Below are 22,389 nucleotides of genomic sequence, written 5' to 3'. Positions count from 1 at the left end.
GATTGCTGGGTGCAGGTCTATCTGGTACCATTTAACTATATTTTGCCGTGTTTTCCAGAAGAGTTTCAGCAGAGAGGAGACAGAGCATGAGGCGAATAGGCTTGTGTATAAGCCTGCTGGTCACAGTTCTTGCAATGGGCGCATGCGAAAGTGAAGCTCAGACATTTGCAGATTGTGATCAAAAGACGGTGAAACAGACCGCAGCCAAACCAATAAGCAATAAGAAAAAGCAGGACTTTCAGACCCTCCCGCGAGAGATGCAGCTGGCCATTGTATTCAGTTCCATGATACACGTAAGCGAAGCATTTGATTATGGAATCGGTAACCCTGAATACTTCGTGCGCAGCAGCATGACTAAAAAAGACGCAGACAGTGCGAAGGAGAACCTTGAATCGATTCAGCTCGAAAACAAACCGCTCCAAAAACAAAACAGCGAGGCATTCGCTTTGCTTCAAAAAAACAGCAATCAAGAAATGAGCCGCAGTGAGATGCAGCAGCTGAAAGAAAATCGAGCCGCTTTTTTTGAGATCGCAGACAGTATGATCAAGCTCATCAGCCAAGTCACACCGAAAAATGCGAAAAAGACAAGATTGCAGCTGGATCAGCTGAAAAAACAATATACGCAATACAGCGCCGAAAGCGTCAAAATCATGAACAGCATTGTCAAGAAGCAGGGAGCTGACAAGGCATCATTTGATCGTCATCTGGAGGCGCTGCTTCAAAAACAGCCCGGACAGCCGGTGCTGAGTGAGTTGAATTGACCAGTTCCCGTCTTTCTCTGATGATATTGACCTAGTACAAAAAGAATGTACAATCAAGGTGTAGTCTGTTCTTAGTTGATTGGAGGGATATGCCATGAAAATTGCGAAGGTGATCAACAATAATGTGATCAGCGTGGTCAATGAACAGGGAAAAGAATTGGTCATCATGGGCAGGGGGCTCGCGTTCCAGAAAAAGTCCGGCGATGATGTCGAAGAGGCCCGCATTGAGAAGGTATTCACACTCGACAACAAGGATGTATCAGAAAAATTCAAAACTCTTTTGTATGATATCCCGATCGAGTGTATGGAAGTATCCGAAGAGATTATCAGCTATGCGAAACTTCAGTTCGGCAAAAAGCTCAACGACAGCATCTACGTGTCGCTGACCGATCATATTAACTTTGCCATCCAGCGCAGCCAGAAAGGGCTTGATATCAAAAACGCCTTGCTGTGGGAAACAAAGCGGCTGTACAAAGACGAATTTGCGATCGGAAAAGAAGCGCTGGAAATGGTAAAAAACAAGACTGGTGTGTCGCTGCCGGAGGATGAAGCCGGCTTTATTGCCCTGCATATCGTAAATGCCGAACTCAATGAAGAGATGCCCAATATCATCAACATTACAAAAGTCATGCAAGAGATTTTGAGTATCGTAAAATACCATTTTAAGATTGAATTCAACGAAGAATCTCTTCACTATTATCGGTTTATCACCCACTTAAAGTTTTTTGCGCAGCGTCTGTTTAACGGCACACATATAGAAAGCCAGGACGATTTTTTGCTGGAGACAGTGAAAGAAAAGTACCATCGCGCGTATGAGTGCACGAAGAAAATCCAAACCTACATTGAGCAGGAGTATGAACACAAGCTTACCAGTGACGAGCTGCTGTATATAACGATTCACATAGAAAGGGTCGTCAGACAAGTATAATGAAAACGTTGACATTTTTGTTTTGGTTTTTTCCTGCATTCACGATGATCTTAGGATTGTTACTGATAAGCAGGCAAAACCTACATTACAATGAGTGCGGAGGATCTATGTCTGTGCTGATGGTAATTTAGGTTTTTAATTTTTTCAGAGGGATGGTGGCGTTTTACAGAAAAAACCTAAACAGCTTGTTCCTATTGCAATTAGGATAGTTTAGGTTTTTAGTTTTTTAGCAGAAAAATGGGGATTCAAGCAGTTGCAAAACATACTGCAGCTGGTCAGAGAGGAAGAAAATGTGCGTTCTTTTGTACATTGTGCGACACGCCTGCGGCTTCATGTACGTGAAGAATAGCTTTTATTGGTATAAAGAGCTGATTGCCTCAAGCGGTGAAACGCAGAAGGATTAGTTAAAAATATACAAATTATGAACATTGAGTCATAAATGTAAACGATTTAAAGCATCCTGCCGATATATAACGTATAAAATCTGGAAGGAGTTTGTATATGAAAAACAAAAAAATATTTTCATTACCCTTTTTGTGTATTGTTTTGATTGTGGGCTTTAGCTTTTGTCTGAACTCAAATGCTGCTGCAGCGCAAAATGTGCCAAAAGAGAAAGCGATTATGAAGCAGCAGGAAACGTTGAAAAATCATAAGGAAATTGAGGATCCTTCTTTAAAGCAAGCGGATGCGGGAAGCCTTAAAAAGGATAAAAAAGCAAAAACAATAAAAGTGAAAAAGCCTGCCAATGAGAATGTTTTTAAAACCACTTCCACGTACAACTCCGAAGACCAAGTATTTGAAACTTCATCTGTTCTAAACGAAAATAACCCTGACGATATGTATTTCTTCAGCACTTCGTCAGATCGAACTCTGATCACACGGATTTTGTCTGGCAACAGTCAGTACTATTTAAAGCTGTATGTTGTCAATTGGGATACGGGTGAAGCGCAGCCGACTAATATTACAATGGATGCGGGGAACTTAGTGCTTTTAAAAGAGCTTCCGGCCGGTGATTATATGATTCGGGTTTATTCTGAAGGAACGATGGGCGATTCATACAACATTCAGTTAAATGCAAAAAACCCTTCAAATTACACAAATGTAAAGTCGATTACCTCTAATCTGCAATCCTTTGTTGCTGAGTACGCAGACGGCTCTGTCTATGCAAACGGGACATTGTTATACAATACCAGCACAAAAACATCTTCATTAAGTTGGGAAAGAGTATATTATTTTTCATATGGCGACGGATATAATCAGCGCACCCATTCTATTTCTTCTGTGAAAGTGAAAAGCGTTTCTGATCCTGTGACTTATCGTTCAAGTTATGCGAGTTCAAATTCGGCAGTGATGGTTTATTTAGATACAGGGACTCTGTTTATGCATCATGTATCAGCGTATCGAACAGGGGTAGGTTACAATGACTCTTTTCTAGATACGTTAGGCAAAAAAACACCTAGAAGACTCGATGCAGATGATCAAAACTATGGTGATCATATTTTAATCGTTGATGTAAAAACCGGCAAAGCAATCGACTTTTTCAGCGTTTTGAATTATTACTATGCATCAGGCGTTGAAAGCTTGCCAGTCATTTCGTATATTCAATAAAATATTTTAAAATGATACAGCACAAAAGGATTTCCGCCAGCGGAAATCCTTTTCTCATTAGAATGAAATAATCCCAATCAACAGCGCCGCAATTGTCATGACAATCGTTGTCCCCACAGCCCATTTGATGGTGAATTTTTGATGGTCGCCAAAGCTGACACCCGCCATTCCGACCAATAGATAGGTGGAAGGCACAAGCGGGCTGAGCAGATGCACCGGCTGGCCCAGCAAAGAGGCCCTTCCGATTTCAGCGGCGTCTATTCCGTAAGCGGAGGCCGCTTCTGCGATGATGGGAAGGACACCGAAGTAAAAGGCGTCATTCGACATGAAAAAGGTGAACGGCATACTAACGATGGCTGTGATTAGCGGCAGGTGCGGACCCATGGCATCAGGAATGAGAGAGACGAGAGAATGCGCCATTGCATCCACCATTTTTGTACCGGAGAGAATGCCTGTGAATATGCCGGCCGCAAATACCATGGACACAACGTTTAACGCGTTTCCCGCATGCGCAGAGATCCGTTTCTGCTGCTCTTTGACATTTGGATAGTTGACCATCAAGGCGATGGCGAACGCGGTCATAAAAAGAACAGGAAGCGGGAGCAGGCTGGTGATCAGCGCGGCCATCAGAGCGACAGTGAGCAGCAGGTTAAACCATTGGAGAGCGGGACGCTTGAGCGGCGCTGCATCCGGGTCAGAGGACGGCGCGTGATCAAGCGAAATGATACCGAGACGCTTCCGCTCTTTTTTTCCGAGGATATAAGCAACGGCGATTACCCAGAGAACACCCGCAGCCATGGCGGGAATCAGCGGTGTGAAGACCTCCGATGTGTCCAATTTTAAGGAAGCCAAAACCCTTGCCGTCGGCCCGCCCCACGGAATAATATTCATGACGCCCGAACCGAGCATCGCAATTCCTGCTAATACCAAACGGTTCATGCCGAGCCGTTTGTAAAGAGGCAGCATCGCCGCGATGGTCATCATATAGGTTGTTGTCCCATCTCCGTCCAGCGAAATGGTCATCGTCAGAACCGCTGTGCCGACAGCGATTTTTAACGGATCTCCTTTGACAAGTGATAGGATTTTGGCGATGAGAGGATCAAACAAACCTGAGTCAATCATAATGCCGAAATAAAGGATGGCGAATAACAGCATGATCCCGGTAGGAGCGAGGTCTGTAACGCCCTGAATCATCATCTCGCCGAGACCTTTGCCAAAGCCGCTGATCAGGGCAAACACAACAGGAACGACAATCAAAGCAATAAGAGCGGAAAGCCGGTTAGACATAATAAGGTACATAAAAACAATGATCATCACAAAACCGAGTATGGCAAGCACGATATGACCTCCCCCATTTAACATTTTTAGTAAGCGCTTCCGATATTCATTTCTGAGAAGAAGGCTTATTTCAAATATGTATGACCTCATCCTGATTTGTAGACCTAAAATCCTATTGAGCGGATTCGCGGTTTATATGAAGCATGCTGCGGGTAAAGGTCTGTAAAATGTTTCGTTTTAAAAAGGGGGAACAGACATGAGTAATGATGAAAACAAACGTGTAAATGAACACTCAAAGGACGAGCAGCTTGAGCAGTACAGGGTGGATAACAGCGGGAAGAAAATGACGACAAACCAAGGCTTGAGGGTGTCAGAGGATGAGCACTCGTTAAAAGCCGGGGTTCGCGGCCCGACACTGATGGAGGATTTTCACTTCCGGGAGAAAATGACGCACTTTGACCATGAACGGATTCCGGAGCGTGTTGTGCATGCGCGCGGGTACGGCGTGCATGGCTTTTTTCAGGTTTACGAGCCGATGACCGAATATACACGAGCCAAATTTCTTCAGGACCCTTCTGTGAAGACGCCGGTATTTGTCCGCTTTTCGACGGTCGCGGGCTCTAAAGGCTCCGCCGACACGGTGCGGGACGCCAGAGGCTTTGCGACGAAATTTTATACGGAAGAAGGAAACTATGATCTAGTGGGAAATAACATTCCGGTGTTTTTCATTCAAGACGCGATCAAATTCCCGGATTTGGTTCACGCGTTTAAGCCTGAACCACACAATGAAATGCCGCAGGCCGCGACCGCCCACGATACGTTTTGGGATTTTGTCGCCAATAATCCTGAGTCCGCTCACATGGTGATGTGGACGATGTCCGACAGAGGCATCCCTCGCAGCTACAGAATGATGGAAGGCTTCGGCGTTCATACCTTCCGTTTTGTCAATGAACAAGGAAAGGCGCGTTTCGTGAAATTCCACTGGAAGCCGGTTCTCGGCGTGCATTCTCTCGTATGGGATGAAGCGCAGAAAATTGCCGGGAAAGATCCCGATTTTCACCGCCGCGACCTGTGGGAAACGATTGAAAACGGCGGCACGGTTGAATATGAGCTTGGTGTGCAAATGATAGATGAAGAAGATGAATTCAAATTTGATTTTGATATTCTTGACCCGACCAAGCTGTGGCCGGAAGAGCTTGTACCGGTGAAAATCATTGGGAAAATGACGCTGAACCGCAATCAGGACAATGTGTTTGCGGAAACAGAACAAGTCGCATTCCACCCGGGAAATGTCGTGCCGGGCATCGATTTTACAAATGATCCGCTTCTGCAGGGACGGCTTTTCTCTTATACGGATACACAGCTGATTCGTCTTGGCGGCCCGAACTTCCATGAGCTTCCGATTAACCGGCCGGTATGTCCGTTTCATAACAACCAGTATGACGGCTATCACCGAATGACGATCAATAAGGGACCGGTCGCTTATCATAAGAACTCTTTACAAAACAATGATCCGTCGCCTGCGACAGCCGAAGAAGGCGGCTATGTCCACTATCAGGAAAAAGTGGAGGGCAAAAAAATCCGCCAGCGGAGTGACAGCTTCAACGATTATTACTCACAGGCGAAGCTGTTCTGGAACAGCATGTCTCCTGTGGAGAAGCAGCACATTATTTCTGCTTTCTGCTTCGAGGTCGGGAAGGTCAAAAGCAAGGACGTGCAGCGGCAGGTCGTTGACGTCTTCAGTAATGTCGATGCAGGCTTAGCAGAAGAAATCGCCAAAGGGGTAGGCGTGGCGCCGCCGGCAAAACGGAAAGAATCTAAAGAAATTCTCACCTCTCATGCGTTAAGCCAAGCCCGTACAGTGAATTCCGCGGCAACGAGAAAAGTCGCCGTTCTCGCAGGAAATGGATTTGATGAAAAAGAGCTGCAAACCGTGCTGGACGCCTTAAAGCAGGAAGGGGTCACAGCGGATATCATCAGCCAAACTCTGGGGTACATCACAAGCGGCACCGGACAGCAGCTTGAAGCCGGCGGCACGTTCCTGACGGCTGATTCTGTTCTGTATGATGCCGTCTATGTCGCAGGAGGACCAGAGTTAAAAGACAACAAACAAGCGATGGCGTTTATCAGTGAAGCCTACAATCACTATAAGGCGGTCGGCGCGGCAAATGAAGGCGTTGACCTTCTTCAAACCGCTGTCGGGACAACAGAGGGACCGGGAATTGTAACTGCGAAAGGTGAAGCGGACTACACCGCCTTCAGCAAGTCGTTTATCGAGGCGGTAGCCGCTCACCGCCATTGGGATAGACGAATTTGATCAGCTCCTGTATCTTAAAGAAAGATACTTTTCATAAGGAGCATGACAAATGAACGAAAAACAGCTCGCTGAAGCTTACGAACGCGATGAAAATATGATGATTTTGGTGTTTGCCCAATGGTGCGTGAACCATGATCTTGATCCGCTGGAGCTGTATGGCAAAGCGTATCCGCAGCAAAAGCTCAATGAAAGCTTGAAAAAAACCATGGACGATCTCGTGGTGCCGAAACATGAAGCAGAACATATTCCAGACCAGGCTGTCATTGGGGTGTTGGAGATGTTCGGAAATACAGATTTGGCTCAAGCGGTTCACGAAGCGATTTCTGAACGTAATCAGCAAAAGAGACATTAATTGTCTCTTTTTTTTTTTGAAAAAAATTGAGCTGTTAGACCTAGCAACATCTTTTGATTTGACCAGTCTATAAAAGTGTACCTTGCTTAAAAAAGGGAATGATAAACAACGACATCAAAGGAGGAGATCGTATGAAATGGAATCACATGCTGAAAGCCGCGGGGATTGCGGTTTTGCTTTTTTCTGTATTTGCATATGCGGCCCCTTTCACTAAAGCGGTTCAAGCGAAAACACCGACTGTCAGCAGCCATACGTACAAAAAGATCAAGGAATTAAAGTATCCACAGGTGCACCACATCGGGAATGCCGCGTTTGAAAAGAACATCAATCAAGAGCTGACAGCCTACATTGAACAATCGTATCAGGAATACCTGAAAAACAAAAAAGCAGGCGAACAGCAGGGCTTCAAAACGGAATACCAAACCTCCTACATCGTCAAATACAATGCGGCGGGCAAGCTCAGCATTCAAACACTCAATTATGTCTATTCAGGCGGCGCCCACGGTTTAACGTCTGTCCACTCCTTCAACTATGATTTGAAAGCACAAAAGCGGGTGACGCTGAATCAGATACTGAACACCAAAACAAAAGTCAGCAAAACGAAAGACTATCTGTACAGCTATATCAAAAAACACGATGAGCTGTTTTTCCCTGATGTAAAGAAAGAAGATATTGTCCTTAACAAAGACACAATGTTTTCCTTTACGAAAAACGGGATCGCCATCGTTTTCGGCCAGTATGATTTGGGACCCTATGTAGCCGGAATCCGGGATGTACAGGTGCCTTCCTCTATCTATCAATAACGAAAAGAGCCATATCCCTTTTAAGGATATGGCTCAATATGTCTACCACACAAACAGGCCGACAATCGCAGCACTTAGTAAAGATACCGCGATTCCGCTGACGAGGAGCTTCCATACGTTTTTCCCGATGACTGTTGACTTTTCGCCGTCAAGGATCGAGTTGTATGTTCCGTAAATCATGCCGACCGTACTGAAGTTGGCAAATGACGTCAGGAATGTCGTCGCAACCGCAACTGTGTGAGGCTGAAGTGATGCAAGATTGTTTTTCAAGTCAAGCATTGCAACAAACTCGTTCGTCGCCAATTTCATTCCCATCAGCTGAGCAACATACATCGCATCATGTACCGGCAGCCCGAGCAGGAAGGCGAACGGACTGAAGAGATAAGCAAAAATCGTCTGGATGGTCAGACCGTGCATGAAAATGCCAAGAATGCCGTTGACCGCCGAGGTTAATGCTACATATCCGATCACCATGGCCAAAATAACGATAACCATGTTCATGCCGACAAGCATACTGTTAGAAATCGTAGAGAAAAAGTCTTTCTTCTCTTCTTTAGGCGGTGTATAGATGATATCTTCATCCTCCGGCACGTGAACAGGGTTCAGCAGGTTTGCGATAATCAGCGCGTTTAAGCAGTTCAAAGGAATCGCTGTAAACACATATGTCGCCGGCACCATTGACAGGTAAGATCCAATAATGGAACCGCTGATGCTGCTCATGCTCATTAAGCCGAATGTAAGCAGACGGTTGTTGTTTAAGACCGTAAGCTGCTGGCGGATGACCGCAAGCGCTTCTGTGTTTCCAAGGAACATCATTTGAATAGAGAAAAAGCTTTCTAATTTCGGCAGGCGGGAAGCCTTTGAAATCACCCATCCGATTTTATCAATCAGCCAAGGCAGAATACCGAAATAGGTTAAAATATCAAAAAATGTGACGATAAAGATAATTGGAAGAAGTGCACTAAAGAAAAAGTCTACTGTTTCATTCGCCATGACTGACGGGAAGGCAAACGCGATACCGTCACTGGCGCAAGCAATCAGCCAAGTGAAGAAATCACCGATTTTTCCGATGGCCCAGCTCCCGACTTTTGTTCCCAGCATAAACCAAGTAATCAGCAATTCCAGAACAATTAACGTCATGATCGGGCGCCACTTGATTTTCTTTTTCTGCGGAGAACATAGGAATACTACTGCCATAATCACAATGAGACCGACAAGGTTTAATAAAAAGTACATGATAGCAACTCCTATGAGATTTATTTAGGAAACAAAAAAAGCTCTTATTTTTCACAAATTCTGGAAGTTCAGAAAGTGTGAAAAATAAGAGCAAACAGAAAAGAACTTGTCCTTTTCAACTCGTTCAAATTTATTCAAACTTTCTTGTAGTCTAGTTTTTTACGGTTACTAGGTAGAAACAATCAGACCATATTACTGATCATATACAAGAATGTCATTTTTCTAAGATGATAGCAGTATTTTATCCTTTCACTTTTTGAAAATCAACCTTTTTAACTATTTTCACAATAATAAAATTTATATTTTGAAATCAGAAAGTAAAGGGAAAACATGCTGGATAGCTATGTTGATATGATGTTGAAGAGGCTAACAGCATTGCAGTGCTGTTAGCCTCTTCAATATTTGGTTTCAGCTCCCTGAGGTTTGTTGTATCATGAAAATGGGGAAACCCCATACAACAAAAAAGGGAGCTATTTTCATGATTATCCAATTCATTCGTTTTAGATAATGACAGGTATAGACAATCTGCCAGACCTGGCCAATTTTGGTGAAAGGCCCAGGTTTATTTGTCTATGCCTTTTTCATTTATCTAAAAATGAGTGAATGAGGTGTTTTTTGTCATGAAACGAACAACTGATGTCAGCCAATTCGCGCTCATGTTTCGATGCCCGCTTTGCGGTTCTTCCATGGATGCGGATTCAGGAAAAAGCTTGATTTGTACAGAACGAGGGCACACATTTGATAGATCTCGGCACGGATACGTGAACTTCCTGACGAAACCGGTCAAAACGGGTTACGATGCCGGGCTTTTTGAAGCGAGAAGCAGACTGATTGGCGAATACAAATTTTTTGATCCGCTCCATCATGCGATTGCAGATCTCATCAGTCCCCCAAAATCTAGCCAAGAGACATTCACGATCTTGGATAGCGGATGCGGTGAGGGTTCTCATTTGAACGCGCTTTGCGGCTTTGATTATGCAGGGAAAACAGCCGCAGGAGCCGGCATCGATCTTTCGAAGGATGGGATTGTAAAAGCTTCTAAGACATACAAAGATCAAATGTGGGCGGTTGCCGATGTGGCGCGTGCTCCCTTTCTTGACCATCAATTTGATGTTGTCCTGTCAATTTTTTCACCGTCCAATTACGCAGAGTTTCATAGGCTGCTGAAGGATGATGGCATGCTCGTAAAAGTAGTGCCCCGAAGAGATTACTTAATAGAATTAAGGCAATTTTTATATACTGATTCACCAAGGCGCACGTATTCCAATGCGGCAGCTGTTGAGCGTTTTACAGCGAATGTGGGAAACAGCCGCCGTGTGAGGGTGCGCTATGCCAAAATGCTTAACCGGCAAGCGATCCATTGGCTGCTGAAGATGACGCCGCTCGCCTGGTCGGCGCCGGCAGAAAGAGTCAGCCTGCTGAAAGAGATGACATCAGCCGAAATGACGGTTGATGTTGATATCCTGATGGGCACGAGATGAATGACAGAGGAAAGCTCCGAAAATAGGAGCTTTCCTTTTTTTATCGGAATAGTTGGCCCCCTTTTTCCGTACATATGAAAAGGGGACGGAAAAGCCGATGCGGACAGGTTTTTGCAAACGCTTTCTATTTCGTGGGAACGGGGGATGTATGTGGAACTGATCATCATTCTATTAGCGTTAGGCCTGCTGATGTTTACGGCGTATCGGGGTTTTTCTGTCATTTTGTTTGCGCCGCTGTGCGCGTTGTTCGCGGTGCTGTTGACAGATCCAAGCCATGTGCTTCCTTTTTTCTCCTCAATTTTTATGGAGAAGATGGCGGGGTTTATTAAGCTGTATTTTCCGGTATTTTTGCTTGGGGCGATTTTTGGAAAGGTTGTTGAAATGTCCGGTCTTGCGGCATCGATTGCGAAAACGATTGTCAAGCTTGTCGGGGCGAAAAGAGCGATACTCGCCATTGTGCTGATGGGCGCGATCTTGACGTACAGCGGCGTCAGCCTGTTTGTTGTCGTGTTTGCCGTATATCCTTTTGCGAAAAATCTGTTCCGAGAAGCAAATATACCGAAACGCCTCATCCCGGGAACGATTGCTTTAGGGGCTTTTACGTTTACGATGGATGCACTTCCGGGGACGCCGCAAATTCAAAATGTCATCCCGACGGCGTTTTTCAAAACAGACATTTATGCCGCTCCTTGGCTCGGCTTGATCGGCGCAGTGATCGTGCTGGCAGCAGGCATGCTTTATTTGGAATCGAGGCGAAAAAAAGCGCAGTCATCCGGCGAAGGCTACGGCGGTTATGATTCGGAGCGTCCGGTCACTCGTGAGACGTCCGAGCTCGCGGCCGAACCTGACAAAAGCCCGCTTCAGCATGCGCTTGCTTTTGTCCCGCTAATACTCGTAGGTGCAATGAATAAATGTTTCACTATATACCTTCCTAAGTGGTATCCGAATGGATTTGATTTTTCGTCGATCGGATTAAAGGAGTTTGGCAAGCTTGATCTTTCAGCGGCGGCTGCCATTTGGTCGGTGGAGCTGGCTTTGATCATTGGCATCATCACAACAATTTTATTTGATTGGAGAAGAGTGTTTGCCCAAATGAAGGAGGGGCTGAATGAAGGGATCGGCGGCGCCTTGCTGGCATCCATGAATACCGGTGCAGAATACGGTTTCGGCGGCGTTATCGCCGCGCTGCCGGGATTTCAAAAGCTAAGCAGCGGCATTTCGCACACCTTTACCGACCCGCTTGTAAACGGGGCCGTCACGACAACGGCGCTGGCTGGAATCACCGGGTCGGCTTCAGGGGGTATGGGCATTGCGTTAAGCGCGATGTCGGATCAATTCTTGCAGGCGATTCAGGCTTACAACATTCCGCCGGAAGTCATGCATCGGGTCATTTCGATGGCATCGGGCGGCATGGATACGCTGCCGCACAATGGAGCTGTCATCACGCTTCTGGCTGTGACGGGACTGACTCACCGGCAATCATATCGGGATATTTTTGCGATCACACTCATTAAAACGGCTGCCGTATTTGCTGTGATCGCAGTTTACAGTCTGACGGGTCTTGTATAAAAGAAAACGAAGGGGCGTTAATATGGGAAAAGTACTGTCATCAAGTAAGGAAGCTGCGGAACTGATTCACGACGGGGATACGCTGATTGCCGGAGGATTCGGGTTGTGCGGCATTCCTGACCAGCTCATTTTGGCGATAAGAGATCAGGGAGCAAAGGATTTAACCGTTGTCAGCAACAATTGCGGAGTCGATGACTGGGGGCTTGGTTTGCTTTTGGCTAATAAGCAAATCAAGAAAATGATCGCATCCTATGTCGGTGAAAATAAAATTTTTGAACGGCAGTTTTTAAGCGGAGAGCTTGAAGTCGAGCTTGTTCCCCAAGGAACGCTCGCCGAGAGGATTCGTGCCGGCGGCGCGGGCATACCCGGGTTTTACACGGCGACAGGGGTCGGCACCTCAATAGCCAAGGGAAAAGAACACAAGACGTTCGAAGGCCGGCCATATGTGCTGGAGCGAGGCATCATCGGCGACGTGGCGATCGTCAAAGCGTGGAAAGCGGATACCATGGGAAATTTGGTTTTTCGTAAAACGGCGAGAAATTTCAATCCCGTTGCCGCCATGGCAGGCAAGATCACCATTGCCGAAGCGGAAGAAATTGTGGAAGCGGGAGAGCTCGACCCAGATCACATCCATACGCCGGGAATTTACGTACAGCATGTCGTGCTTGGCGCGAGCCATGAAAAGCGGATTGAAAAACGGACAGTTCGGCAAGCTTCGGGAAAGGGTGAGGCGAAATGAAGGAAGCGAGAAAACGAATGGTGAAACGGGCCGTACAAGAAATCAAGGATGGCATGAACGTCAATCTTGGGATTGGAATGCCAACGCTTGTCGCAAATGAAATACCCGATGGCGTTCACGTCATGCTTCAATCAGAAAACGGTTTGCTCGGAATCGGCCCGTATCCTGTGGAGGGAACGGAAGACGCGGATTTGATCAACGCGGGAAAGGAAACGATCACTGAAATGACGGGCGCTTCTTATTTTGACAGCGCTGAATCATTCGCGATGATAAGAGGCGGGCATATCGATTTGGCTATCCTTGGCGGCATGGAGGTTTCTGAGCAGGGTGATTTGGCCAATTGGATGATCCCCGGCAAAATGGTCAAAGGGATGGGCGGTGCCATGGATCTCGTCAATGGAGCGAAACGGATTGTTGTCATCATGGAGCATGTCAATAAGCATGGCGAGTCAAAGGTAAAGAAAACATGCTCCCTTCCGCTGACAGGACAGAAAGTGGTGCACAGGCTGATTACAGATTTGGCAGTGTTTGATTTTGATAACGGCCGCATGACACTGACAGAGCTTCAGGAAGGCGTCACAATTGAAGAAGTTTATGAAAAAACAGAGGCTGATTTCGCTGTAAACCAGTCTGTGCTCAAGCAAAATTCTTAATGGGGAGGTGTTTGGCATGAAAAACAAGGTCGCCTTGGTCACTGGGGCAGCCGGCGGAATCGGATTCGAAACCGCAAGAGAATTCGCCCGTGAAGGCGCCAGCGTCATCGTTTCGGATCTTCACCAGAAAGCATGTGAAGAGGCCGCTTCCAAGCTTGCCGAAGAAGGTTTTGACGCAGCCGCCATTCCGTGTGATGTAACAAAGGAAGCGCAAGTCGCTGAGACGGTGGATGGCATCCGGAAACGATACGGCCGCTTGGATACTTTGGTGAACAATGCCGGTATTCAGCACGTCGCCCCAATAGAAGAGTTTCCGACAGAAACCTTTGAACAGCTGATCAAGGTCATGCTGACGGCTCCATTTATCGCGATGAAGCATGTCTTTCCAATCATGAAAAAACAGCAGTTTGGCAGAATCATCAATATCGCGTCTGTTAATGGCTTAGTCGGCTTTGCGGGGAAATCCGCTTATAATAGCGCCAAGCACGGCGTCATCGGGCTGACAAAGGTCGGGGCGCTGGAAGGCGCGCCCCACGGCATTACAGTCAACGCGCTCTGTCCGGGTTATGTCGATACACAGCTTGTCCGCAATCAGCTGAGCGATCTTTCGAAAACGAGAAATGTCCCGTACGACGCGGTACTTGAACAGGTCATTTTTCCGCTTGTGCCGCAAAAACGGCTGCTTTCCGTCAAGGAAATTGCGGATTATGCCGTGTTTTTGGCAAGCGAAAAAGCGAAGGGCGTTACCGGGCAGGCTGTCGTTCTAGATGGCGGCTACACCGCCCAGTGACAAAAAAACACACCTGCTCCGCCAGGGAGTCCAGTGTGTTTTTTCTTTGCTTATTTCCAAACATCGTTAGCGATCTCAACCACATGGCGGAGTTTCGCCCATTGCTGTTCTTCTGTCAGCTTGTTGCCTTCCTCAGTTGAAGCGAATCCGCATTGAGGGCTGAGGCAAAGCTGATCTAAGTTCACATAACGGGACGCTTCTTCGATACGGCGTTTTACGTCGTCCGGATGTTCAAGCTCGCCGAATTTAGATGTCACTAAGCCAAGGACAAGCTGAAGATCAGAGCGCTTCACATAACGGAGCGGTTCAAATCCGCCTGAGCGTGAATCATCATACTCCAGGAAAAGCCCGTCCAGATTCAAGCCGTCAAAAATGGTTTCAGCAGCTGCGTCATAGCCGCCTTCCGCTGTCCAAGTGGACTGGAAGTTGCCGCGGCAAATATGCATGGTTACCGTCAAGTCATCCGGACGGTCTGCAATCGCGTCGTTAATTGATTTCGCAAACAGCTGTCGAAGCTCGTCAGGCGTTGTTCCGAACGCTTCGATTTGTTTTAAGCCTTTTTCTGATAAGAAAACAGCCCATGCCGTATCATCAAGCTGGAGGTAGCGGCAGCCTCTGTCATAAAACGCTTGAATCGCTTTTTTATATGCTTTAGATACATCATGCTGGAAAAGCTGATAGTCGTTTTTGTACGCACCCTTTTCCAGTTTTCCACGGAAAAACAGCATATTCGGGCTTGGGATCGTCATTTTTGGTGTCGCATCCCCCGCAATGCCATGGAGAAATGAGTAATCTTCAAGCATTGGGTGAGTTGAAAAGTCGATATCACCTGTGATTTTAATGCCGCGTGCTTTTGTTTGTACGTTATGGAATTGAATGCCCTGCTCAGGAATAAACGGCTCAACGCCATCCAGGTTTTCCAGAAAATCAAAGTGCCACCACGCTCTGCGGAATTCACCGTCTGTTACGACGTTCAGGCCGGTTTCCTTCTGTTTTTCCACAATGCGGATGATTTCATCGTTTTCGATTTGGCGAAGCTGCTCAGCCGTCATTTCACCGGCCGCTTTTTGAAGCCGCGCTTTTTTGACGGGCTCAGATCTCAGCAAGCTTCCAACTTGATCCGCGCGAAACGGCGGTTTTTTTCTTTGAAGTGATTTTTGTTCTGCGGGTGTTGTTTGTTGTGACATGTTGTCCATTCCTTCTTTCCATTCAAATATAAAAAAGCTCTTCCTTTGGATAAGGAAGAGCTTGTGTGACAATCTCAACCTTATCTTCAAGAGCAATCATTGCTCTAAAGGATTTAGCACCATTCTGTTAAACAGCGGTTGCCGGGTATCGCAGGGCCAGTCCCTCCACCTCTCTTGATAAGGAAAACCTTTTTTATGAAATTTTCTGATAGTATCTATTATTCACACATTTTATCTATCTGTCAATGATAGATTATCTCCACACGTCGCTGGCGATGTCGATGACATGGCGGAGCTTCGCCCATTGCTGCTCCTCTGTCAAAAGATTTCCTTCTTCTGTAGAGGCGAAACCGCACTGCGGGCTGAGGCAAAGCTGATCAAGGCTGACAAAGCGCGCCGCTTCATTGATTCGGCGTTTCACATTTTCAGGATCTTCAAGCTCGCCGTATTTTGATGTAATTAAGCCGAGAACTATTTGCAGATCCTTGCGTTTTACGAAACGAAGCGGATCAAAATTTCCTGAGCGGTCATCATCGTATTCCAAGAACAGGCCGTCCAGGTCTAAGCCGTCCAAAATCGTTTCCGCTACAGCGTCGTAGCCTCCTGATGCCGCCCAAGTTGAACGGAAGTTCCCGCGGCAAATGTGCATCGTGATTGCTAAATCATCAGGCCGGTCTGCCACTGCATCGTTAATCGTTTTGGCGAACAAGCCAGGCAATGTTTCTGGATCGCCGCCGAGCGCCCGAACAACCTCTCTGCCTTTTTCCTCAAAGAAGAGAGACCATGACGTATCATCAAGCTGAAGATAGCGGCATCCGGCGTCATAAAAGGCTTTGATTGCCTTTTTGTACGCTTGGGCCAGATCATGAAAGTATTCCTCTTGGTCGTCATAAATCGCTTTATCAGCCTTTTTACCGAAAAACAGCATATTCGGGCTCGGAATTGTCAGCTTTGGTGTCGCATCGCCGGCAATCTCATGTAAAAATTGAAAATCAGCAAGCGCAGGGTGGTTCGTAAAATCAAGTTTTCCCGTCACTTTGATGCTTCGTGCTTTTGTTTTCGCGTTATGGAACTGAATCCCTTCAGCCGGAATGAACGGTTCCACTCCGTCTAGCCCTTCCAAAAAGTCATAATGCCACCAAGAGCGGCGGAATTCCCCATCTGTTACCACCTCGAGACCGATTTCTTTTTGTTTTTCCACAATGCGGCTGATTTCTTGATTTTCGACCTCACGAAGCTGTTCCGCAGTGATCTCGCCGGCCGCTTGCTTCTGCCGGGCTTCTTTCACCGGAGCGGAGCGCAGTAAACTGCCGACATGATCAGCGCGGAAAGGAGCTTTGTGTTGTTTTTCTGTTTTTTGTCCTGTAAGACTTGTTTGTTCAGCCATGTCATTCGCCTCTTTTCTCAAATGTGTAAGCATAAAAAAGCTCTCCCTTTATGTAAGGAAGAGCTTGAACGATCAAATCTCCGCCTCATCTGCAGGATTTAGCACCATTCTGTTTGAAACAGCGGTTGCCGGGTATCATAGGGCCAGTCCCTCCACCTCTCTTGATAAGGTACATCTTCATATTCAGATTTCAATTATCTTAATATTATTACTTTTTGATCAATTGTCAACTCTTTTTTAGAAAAGACTCTCATCATCATCGTCATATAAGACCATATCCAGCACGATAGCGATGGCTGTGCAAATCAGCACATCTTCTTCGTTTGCAATCTGCAGATGATAGGAATCACCCCAGCTGAGCCATTTCTTGCTCACCGACATCCGGACATTTTCCCCGTCAGTCAGCTGGAATTCATTCTTCCACAGGTCCCCGTCAATTTCCCAGTTAAGCCCGGAAATCTCAAATTTCGGTTTGAAAAACGCTAATTTCTTCGTCACCTCACAAACCGTTTTCCCGTCAATTGAAATCACATATCGCGGCAGAAATGACATCACTTTTTGTTCAATGGAAACGAGCGTTTTCCCCGATGAATCTGTCAATTGTAATGAGTCCCCTAACGAAAAGAACCGCCCTTCGACTTTGAAGTGCTCTTGTTCATCCCGGTCATAAATATGAAATGTATCTTTAAATGAGAACATTTTTTGTTTCATAAATAAATCGATCATGGCTGAAGTCTCCTTTTGAATTTGCCCTTATAAAAGATTACGAATAGGGGGCAAAAAGGTTTCAAGTTCCAAATCTAAGTTTCCAAAATGAAAAGGCTGCGTTATTCAGCAGCCTTTTCGTTTGATATATGAACTAGGATAGATGCATCCGGCGTTTTTGGCGGATGGCGTCAAGGTCGATTAGGTTGTTGTGATGAGGTGCGGCTGCTGGCAGAGGGCTTGTCTTTTGCGGTTTGCGGCGATTATCCTTGCTGAAAGAAAAAAGAAGATAGCCGCATAATGCGATGATAATAAATAGGATCATTTTACATACCTCCCAAAAAAAGTTTTGGTATTCTCTATTGTACGGTTAAATTATCGAAAAGTATTCAAAAAATTCCAAATCAATAAAAAATAAATAACTGCCCCTCAAAAACAGTCTAACCTGTTGACCTGAAAATAGTCTTGCATTATGGTGATTGTTCTTGTTGATGATTGGTTCTATAGTTACTATCGACGATAAAATAAATTCCTTTATATAACTTTTAACCTAAATTATCGTAATTCGAATTTCCTGTTTTTAGGTTTCGTTTTCTTTCTTGTTTGGTTTATACCCCATTTTGCGGAATTGAACACAAAAAACCCAAATTACGGAGCATTTGGGCGGTACAAGAGAATGCGGATTATGTTTTGAGGATTTGAATGTTTTATCTGAAGATGCGTTTGAACATTTTTCTGATTTTTTGAAATGGGCTCGATTTCTTTTGCATTCTAAACGGCCTGGTGATGATCCATTTTTTCAATAGACTTTTTGCAGCTATCGCATGTTTTGTCATTGTTTTTCCTCCTTATCCGTTGATACTTGTTTTACGGAGGAGGCGTTCAAAATGTTTCGTTTTCACACAAAAAAGCCAGTCCTTTTTGGACTGGCTTTCGGCATTATGCCTGTTCTTCAAACAGCTTTGCGATCTCAACGATAACATTTACGGCTTTGACCATGTTATCGGCGGAGATGTATTCAAATTTGCCGTGGAAGTTTTCCCCGCCTGTAAAGATGTTTGGCGTCGGGAGTCCCATGTAGGACAGCTGAGACCCGTCCGTGCCGCCGCGGATTGGAGAAATCTTCGCTTCGATGCCGAGGTTTTCCATCGCTTGCTTGGCAATATTGACGATTTCGATGACAGGTTCGATTTTCTCTCTCATGTTGTAATATTGATCGTTCATATCATGCTGAATCCGGTCTTGCCCGTATTCGTTTTGAAGCTCTTCAACGACGCGCTTCATTGTTTCTTTTCTGTTTTGGAAGTTTTCTTTGTCAAAGTCTCTGATAATATAGTGCAGTTTTGTTTCCTCTACATCGCCTTGAATTGACAGCAGATGATAGAAGCCTTCGTAGCCTTCTGTATATTCGGGTGCTTCGTCTGCCGGCAGCAGGCTGTTCAGCTTCATTGCGATTTTCGCAGAGTTGATCATTTTGCCTTTTGCTGTGCCGGGATGTACGTTGTTGCCTTTGATCGTGATTTTTGCGGCAGCGGCATTGAAGCTTTCGTATTCAAGCTCGCCGAGCGGGCCGCCGTCAACTGTGTAGGCAAAGGACGCATTGAACCGTTTCACATCAAATTTGTGCGGCCCTCTTCCGATTTCTTCATCAGGCGTAAAGGCGACTCTGATCGTGCCGTGTTTGATTTCAGGGTGTTTGATGAGGTAATCCATGGCTGTCATGATTTCAGCGATACCGGCTTTATTATCTGCGCCGAGAAGGGTGGTGCCGTCTGTGGTGATGAGTGTGTGGCCTTTATAGCCGGACAGCTCAGGGAACTGATCAGGCGACAGGATAACCTGCAGCTGTTCATTGAGTACGATGTCTTTTCCATCGTAGCTTTCAACGATTTGCGGATTCACGTTTTTGCCGGTAAAGTCTGTGGCGGTGTCGACGTGGGCGAGAAAGCCGATAGTTGGCACGTCTTTTTCAGTATTGGAGGGAAGAGTCGCCATGACATAGCCGTTTTCATCAATGGCTGCGTCCTGCATGCCGATTGATTTCAATTCATCAACGAGCATGTTTCCTAACGTCAATTGGCCGGGTGTGGAAGGGCAGGTGTCAACGGATTCATCGGACTGCGTGTCGACTTTTACGTATGTAGTAAAACGTTCAATGATTTCTTCTTTCATTTCCAATCATCTCCTTTGTCTTATTTTATCATGGCGGGTTGAGAGAATTCTATTGCACAATGCCGTTTCGAATGGCAAAAACGACTGCCTGTGTCCGGTCTTGGGCATTGCATTTTTGCAGGATGCGGTGCACGTGGGTTTTCACGGTGCTTTCGCTGACGAAAAGTTTTTCAGCAATGTCTTCATTTCTCAGCCCGTAGGCCATTTGCTGAAGAACTTCAAGTTCTCTTTTAGTAAACGGATCTGCCGGTTCTTCGGCTTGAGTCTGCTGCTTCGAGCGAAATGTCTCGCTGATAATTTTAGCCGCTGTGGCTGTACGAAAAATCGCTTCGCCTCTGGCCGCGGCGCGGATGGCGTCTATTAATTCTTCAGGAAGTGTGTCCTTCAGCAGATAGCCGACCGCACCCGCGCGGATACCTTCAAACACATATTCTTCTGTATCAAAGGTCGTTAAAATGACAATTTTTGTATCCGGAAGTGCGTTCATAATGTCTTTCGCCGCTTCGATGCCTGAGCAATGCGGCATTTGGACATCCATTAGGATGACGTCAGGTGTTGTTTGCTTTGCCAGTGCAATGATGCCGTGACCGTCGCCGGCCTCACCGGAAACCGTCATATCCGGCTGTGCATTGATGATATAGCGAAAGCCTTCGCGCACAAGCGGCTGATCATCGGCAAGTGCGACGAGTATTTTATCTTTGTTCATCTTTTTGCTCCTTCTTCGTTGTGGCGAGCGGCAATACCAGCTCAATTTGCAGGCCGCTCGGCTGTACGGCGCAGAGAGACAGGAAACCGCCTGCTTTTTCAGCGCGCTCTTTCATTCCTGTCAGGCCAAATCCATAAGTCAGATTACCGGTGAATTGTCCGTTGTCGGTGATTGTGACATAGAGATGGGTCTCGTCGTTAGATATAACGGCAGCCGCATGAGAAGCGTGAGCGTGACGAATGATATTGGTCAGCGCTTCCTGTAAGATGCGGTAGATCGTTTCGCTTACATTTTGAGGCCAATACTCTTCGGACAGGCCGGCAGTGTCTAAAGAAACGTGCAAACCGCTCCGTTCCTCCACTTGATGAATAAGCCCCCGCAAAGCGGTAAGACCGACCATCGATTCGCTTCTGCCCATTTGGTGAACGACAGACCGTACTTCTTGAAGGCATTCTCTGGCGACATTCAGTACATTTTGAATGACTTTTTCTGAATCCTCCTTGCTGCTTTTCAGAATATAGGGAAGAGATTGAAGCTGAACAATCACAGAAGTCAGCTCATGGCCGATGCTGTCATGAATGTCGCGGGCAATTCTTGTGCGCTCCTCAAGGACTGCGTACCTTAAAGAAAGAACAGAAGCCTCCTGCAGCTCTGCGTGCGCTTTCTGGAGTTCTTCATGCGCCTGCTCCAGCTTCACGTGCATTTTCGCCAATTCAGCATGATTCCGTTCAGCCTCTCTTCTTGCTTCTCGCCTGAAACGCATGGAGGAGAAAAAGACGTACAGTCCGACCATGATTGAGATATTGCTAACGATATCGTCCCAGCTGCTGTCAAAAATGAAGTGCAGAAAGAAAACGTTGCCGCCAATTAGGAACACCGTACAGATCAAGGACAGGCGTGTTGGAAGCTTTATAGCCGCATAAACCATTAAAAATATAATTAAGAAAAAGGCGGCTCCCTGCTCCTGGCCGGAAACAGCCCAAAGGAAAACGGTCAGGAGCCAAAGCCCGATAAATATGCACAGATTGACAGAAACGGATGCCACATAGGGAATGATCCAAATAAATGCTAAGTATACCGCAAACACAAACGCTAACAAAATGGGATCAGCTTTAGCTGGGTGAGATAAAAATTGTATGCAATTCAAAATGAGAATAAGGCTCGGCACAAGCTTCTTGTAGTGCCGGGCCGGAGATTGTCGGTTCATGCTGGTCCTTCTTTCAGTTATTGAATCGATACTTTGCCAGCGGTCAGCCGTCTGTATTCTTTGTAAAGCATGATGTTGCGGGCTGTGATGGTGCCGAGGGGAATGAAGAACATAGAATGAATAATGGAAATAAAAATCTCATTGCTCTCAGGCAGCCATACTCTCGCAGCCATCCGCAAAGAAAGTATCACTAGAATGAGGATAACACTTCCAAGGGAGCCGCGTGAAGTGACCTTTCCGGTTTCCGGGTGAAGCCGCACGTTTACCATCTTTCCGATGCCAAACCCGCAGGCCAGCCCGATCAGTAATAAAAGGCCGCTGACCGCAACGTGTAAAGCTGAATGAAAATACGCCGGCTGAAATGATGCTGATACGCCCCATAACAGCAACAGCGGAATGATCAGCAATTTTCCGGGTCTCACGGTTCTTTCCCGGTACATCGAGAAAATAATAAGAATAAAGACAATAAAAATATATGGGCTCATCGCCATGTCATCAAATCCTTTCTGC

22 protein-coding genes, 1 pseudogene and 3 riboswitches are annotated in these 22,389 nt (G+C 46.2%); of the genes and pseudogenes, 12 read left to right on the top strand and 11 right to left on the bottom strand.

What is annotated here, in order from left to right:
* The first annotated feature begins 86 nt into the window (after nucleotides 1-86).
* The 4 genes from V756_RS0102275 (at nucleotide 87) to V756_RS0102260 (ending at nucleotide 3,297) form a co-directional block, all read left to right on the top strand.
* Nucleotides 87-761, top strand: coding sequence for a hypothetical protein (locus tag V756_RS0102275; RefSeq protein WP_024713229.1), 675 nt, complete (start codon nucleotides 87-89; stop codon nucleotides 759-761).
* A 94-nt stretch (nucleotides 762-855) separates the two neighbouring features.
* Nucleotides 856-1,689, top strand: a complete 834-nt coding sequence (licT, locus tag V756_RS0102270; protein ID WP_024713228.1) for a BglG family transcription antiterminator LicT — start codon at nucleotides 856-858, stop codon at nucleotides 1,687-1,689.
* 292 nt (nucleotides 1,690-1,981) lie between these two features.
* On the top strand, nucleotides 1,982-2,038 hold the full coding sequence (locus tag V756_RS1000000124785) for a hypothetical protein (RefSeq protein WP_373683397.1): 57 nt from the start codon (nucleotides 1,982-1,984) through the stop codon (nucleotides 2,036-2,038).
* A gap of 152 nt (nucleotides 2,039-2,190) precedes the next feature.
* Nucleotides 2,191-3,297 carry a hypothetical protein gene (locus tag V756_RS0102260; RefSeq protein WP_024713227.1) on the top strand — a complete coding sequence of 369 codons (1,107 nt, stop codon included), beginning with the start codon at nucleotides 2,191-2,193 and terminating at the stop codon, nucleotides 3,295-3,297.
* Between the two features lie 57 nt (nucleotides 3,298-3,354).
* On the opposite strand, the gene citH is transcribed toward V756_RS0102260, so the two are convergent.
* Nucleotides 3,355-4,635, bottom strand: a complete 1,281-nt coding sequence (gene citH / locus V756_RS0102255; RefSeq protein WP_024713226.1) for a citrate transporter CitH — start codon at nucleotides 4,633-4,635, stop codon at nucleotides 3,355-3,357.
* 196 nt (nucleotides 4,636-4,831) lie between these two features.
* On the opposite strand from citH, the gene V756_RS0102250 reads away from it, so the two are divergent.
* From V756_RS0102250 to V756_RS0102240, 3 genes are all read left to right on the top strand, one after another.
* Entirely contained in the window at nucleotides 4,832-6,892 is a 2,061-nt protein-coding gene (locus tag V756_RS0102250) for a catalase (RefSeq protein ID WP_024713225.1), read from the top strand.
* A gap of 49 nt (nucleotides 6,893-6,941) precedes the next feature.
* Nucleotides 6,942-7,244, top strand: a complete 303-nt coding sequence (yxiS, locus tag V756_RS0102245; RefSeq protein ID WP_024713224.1) for a protein YxiS — start codon at nucleotides 6,942-6,944, stop codon at nucleotides 7,242-7,244.
* A 131-nt stretch (nucleotides 7,245-7,375) separates the two neighbouring features.
* Nucleotides 7,376-8,047 carry a DUF3298 and DUF4163 domain-containing protein gene (locus V756_RS0102240; RefSeq protein ID WP_024713223.1) on the top strand — a complete coding sequence of 224 codons (672 nt, stop codon included), beginning with the start codon at nucleotides 7,376-7,378 and terminating at the stop codon, nucleotides 8,045-8,047.
* Between the two features lie 42 nt (nucleotides 8,048-8,089).
* Here V756_RS0102240 and V756_RS0102235 read toward each other — a convergent pair whose 3' ends face one another.
* Nucleotides 8,090-9,283, bottom strand: coding sequence for a NupC/NupG family nucleoside CNT transporter (locus tag V756_RS0102235; protein ID WP_024713222.1), 1,194 nt, complete (start codon nucleotides 9,281-9,283; stop codon nucleotides 8,090-8,092).
* Between the two features lie 127 nt (nucleotides 9,284-9,410).
* A riboswitch (purine riboswitch) is annotated at nucleotides 9,411-9,512 on the bottom strand.
* A 391-nt stretch (nucleotides 9,513-9,903) separates the two neighbouring features.
* Here V756_RS0102235 and V756_RS0102230 point away from each other — a divergent pair.
* The 5 genes from V756_RS0102230 (at nucleotide 9,904) to V756_RS0102210 (ending at nucleotide 14,515) form a co-directional block, all read left to right on the top strand.
* A complete protein-coding gene (locus V756_RS0102230; protein ID WP_024713221.1) occupies nucleotides 9,904-10,764 on the top strand; it encodes a putative RNA methyltransferase in 861 nt (286 codons plus the stop codon).
* Nucleotides 10,765-10,914: 150 nt separating this feature from the next.
* Nucleotides 10,915-12,333 carry a GntP family permease gene (locus tag V756_RS0102225; protein WP_024713220.1) on the top strand — a complete coding sequence of 473 codons (1,419 nt, stop codon included), beginning with the start codon at nucleotides 10,915-10,917 and terminating at the stop codon, nucleotides 12,331-12,333.
* 22 nt (nucleotides 12,334-12,355) lie between these two features.
* On the top strand, nucleotides 12,356-13,072 hold the full coding sequence (locus tag V756_RS0102220; protein WP_024713219.1) for a CoA transferase subunit A: 717 nt from the start codon (nucleotides 12,356-12,358) through the stop codon (nucleotides 13,070-13,072).
* Nucleotides 13,069-13,725 carry a CoA transferase subunit B gene (locus tag V756_RS0102215; protein ID WP_024713218.1) on the top strand — a complete coding sequence of 219 codons (657 nt, stop codon included), beginning with the start codon at nucleotides 13,069-13,071 and terminating at the stop codon, nucleotides 13,723-13,725. Before V756_RS0102220 ends, V756_RS0102215 begins: the two co-directional genes overlap by 4 nt.
* Before the next feature lie 16 nt (nucleotides 13,726-13,741).
* A complete protein-coding gene (locus tag V756_RS0102210; RefSeq protein WP_024713217.1) occupies nucleotides 13,742-14,515 on the top strand; it encodes a 3-hydroxybutyrate dehydrogenase in 774 nt (257 codons plus the stop codon).
* A 50-nt stretch (nucleotides 14,516-14,565) separates the two neighbouring features.
* Here V756_RS0102210 and V756_RS0102205 read toward each other — a convergent pair whose 3' ends face one another.
* From V756_RS0102205 to V756_RS0102165, 9 genes and pseudogenes are all read right to left on the bottom strand, one after another.
* Nucleotides 14,566-15,702, bottom strand: coding sequence for a 5-methyltetrahydropteroyltriglutamate--homocysteine S-methyltransferase (locus V756_RS0102205; protein WP_024713216.1), 1,137 nt, complete (start codon nucleotides 15,700-15,702; stop codon nucleotides 14,566-14,568).
* Between the two features lie 77 nt (nucleotides 15,703-15,779).
* Nucleotides 15,780-15,886, bottom strand: a riboswitch (SAM riboswitch).
* Between the two features lie 69 nt (nucleotides 15,887-15,955).
* A complete protein-coding gene (locus tag V756_RS0102200) occupies nucleotides 15,956-17,089 on the bottom strand; it encodes a 5-methyltetrahydropteroyltriglutamate--homocysteine S-methyltransferase (RefSeq protein WP_024713215.1) in 1,134 nt (377 codons plus the stop codon).
* Nucleotides 17,090-17,171: 82 nt separating this feature from the next.
* Nucleotides 17,172-17,260, bottom strand: a riboswitch (SAM riboswitch).
* Between the two features lie 66 nt (nucleotides 17,261-17,326).
* Entirely contained in the window at nucleotides 17,327-17,815 is a 489-nt protein-coding gene (locus V756_RS0102195) for an LURP-one-related/scramblase family protein (protein ID WP_024713214.1), read from the bottom strand.
* Nucleotides 17,816-17,948: 133 nt separating this feature from the next.
* Nucleotides 17,949-18,227: pseudogene (locus V756_RS1000000124235) on the bottom strand (hypothetical protein).
* A 274-nt stretch (nucleotides 18,228-18,501) separates the two neighbouring features.
* Entirely contained in the window at nucleotides 18,502-18,630 is a 129-nt protein-coding gene (locus tag V756_RS1000000124230) for a hypothetical protein (RefSeq protein ID WP_032681614.1), read from the bottom strand.
* 103 nt (nucleotides 18,631-18,733) lie between these two features.
* On the bottom strand, nucleotides 18,734-19,966 hold the full coding sequence (gene pepT, locus V756_RS0102180) for a peptidase T (protein WP_024713213.1): 1,233 nt from the start codon (nucleotides 19,964-19,966) through the stop codon (nucleotides 18,734-18,736).
* Nucleotides 19,967-20,015: 49 nt separating this feature from the next.
* Complete coding sequence (gene yxjL / locus V756_RS0102175; RefSeq protein ID WP_024713212.1) at nucleotides 20,016-20,672, bottom strand: two-component system response regulator YxJL; 657 nt, start codon at nucleotides 20,670-20,672, stop codon at nucleotides 20,016-20,018.
* Nucleotides 20,659-21,879: a sensor histidine kinase gene (locus V756_RS0102170; protein ID WP_024713211.1), complete on the bottom strand. Its 1,221-nt coding sequence runs from the start codon at nucleotides 21,877-21,879 to the stop codon at nucleotides 20,659-20,661. Before V756_RS0102170 ends, yxjL begins: the two co-directional genes overlap by 14 nt.
* 17 nt (nucleotides 21,880-21,896) lie before the next feature.
* Nucleotides 21,897-22,370 carry a CcdC protein domain-containing protein gene (locus V756_RS0102165; RefSeq protein WP_024713210.1) on the bottom strand — a complete coding sequence of 158 codons (474 nt, stop codon included), beginning with the start codon at nucleotides 22,368-22,370 and terminating at the stop codon, nucleotides 21,897-21,899.
* Nucleotides 22,371-22,389 lie beyond the last annotated feature (19 nt).

The sequence above is a fragment of the Bacillus tequilensis KCTC 13622 genome (assembly GCF_000507145.1).
GTDB classification, from domain to species: domain Bacteria; phylum Bacillota; class Bacilli; order Bacillales; family Bacillaceae; genus Bacillus; species Bacillus tequilensis.
Note: the sequence above shows the minus strand (reverse complement) of the source record. Positions and strands in the feature narration are given on the sequence as shown.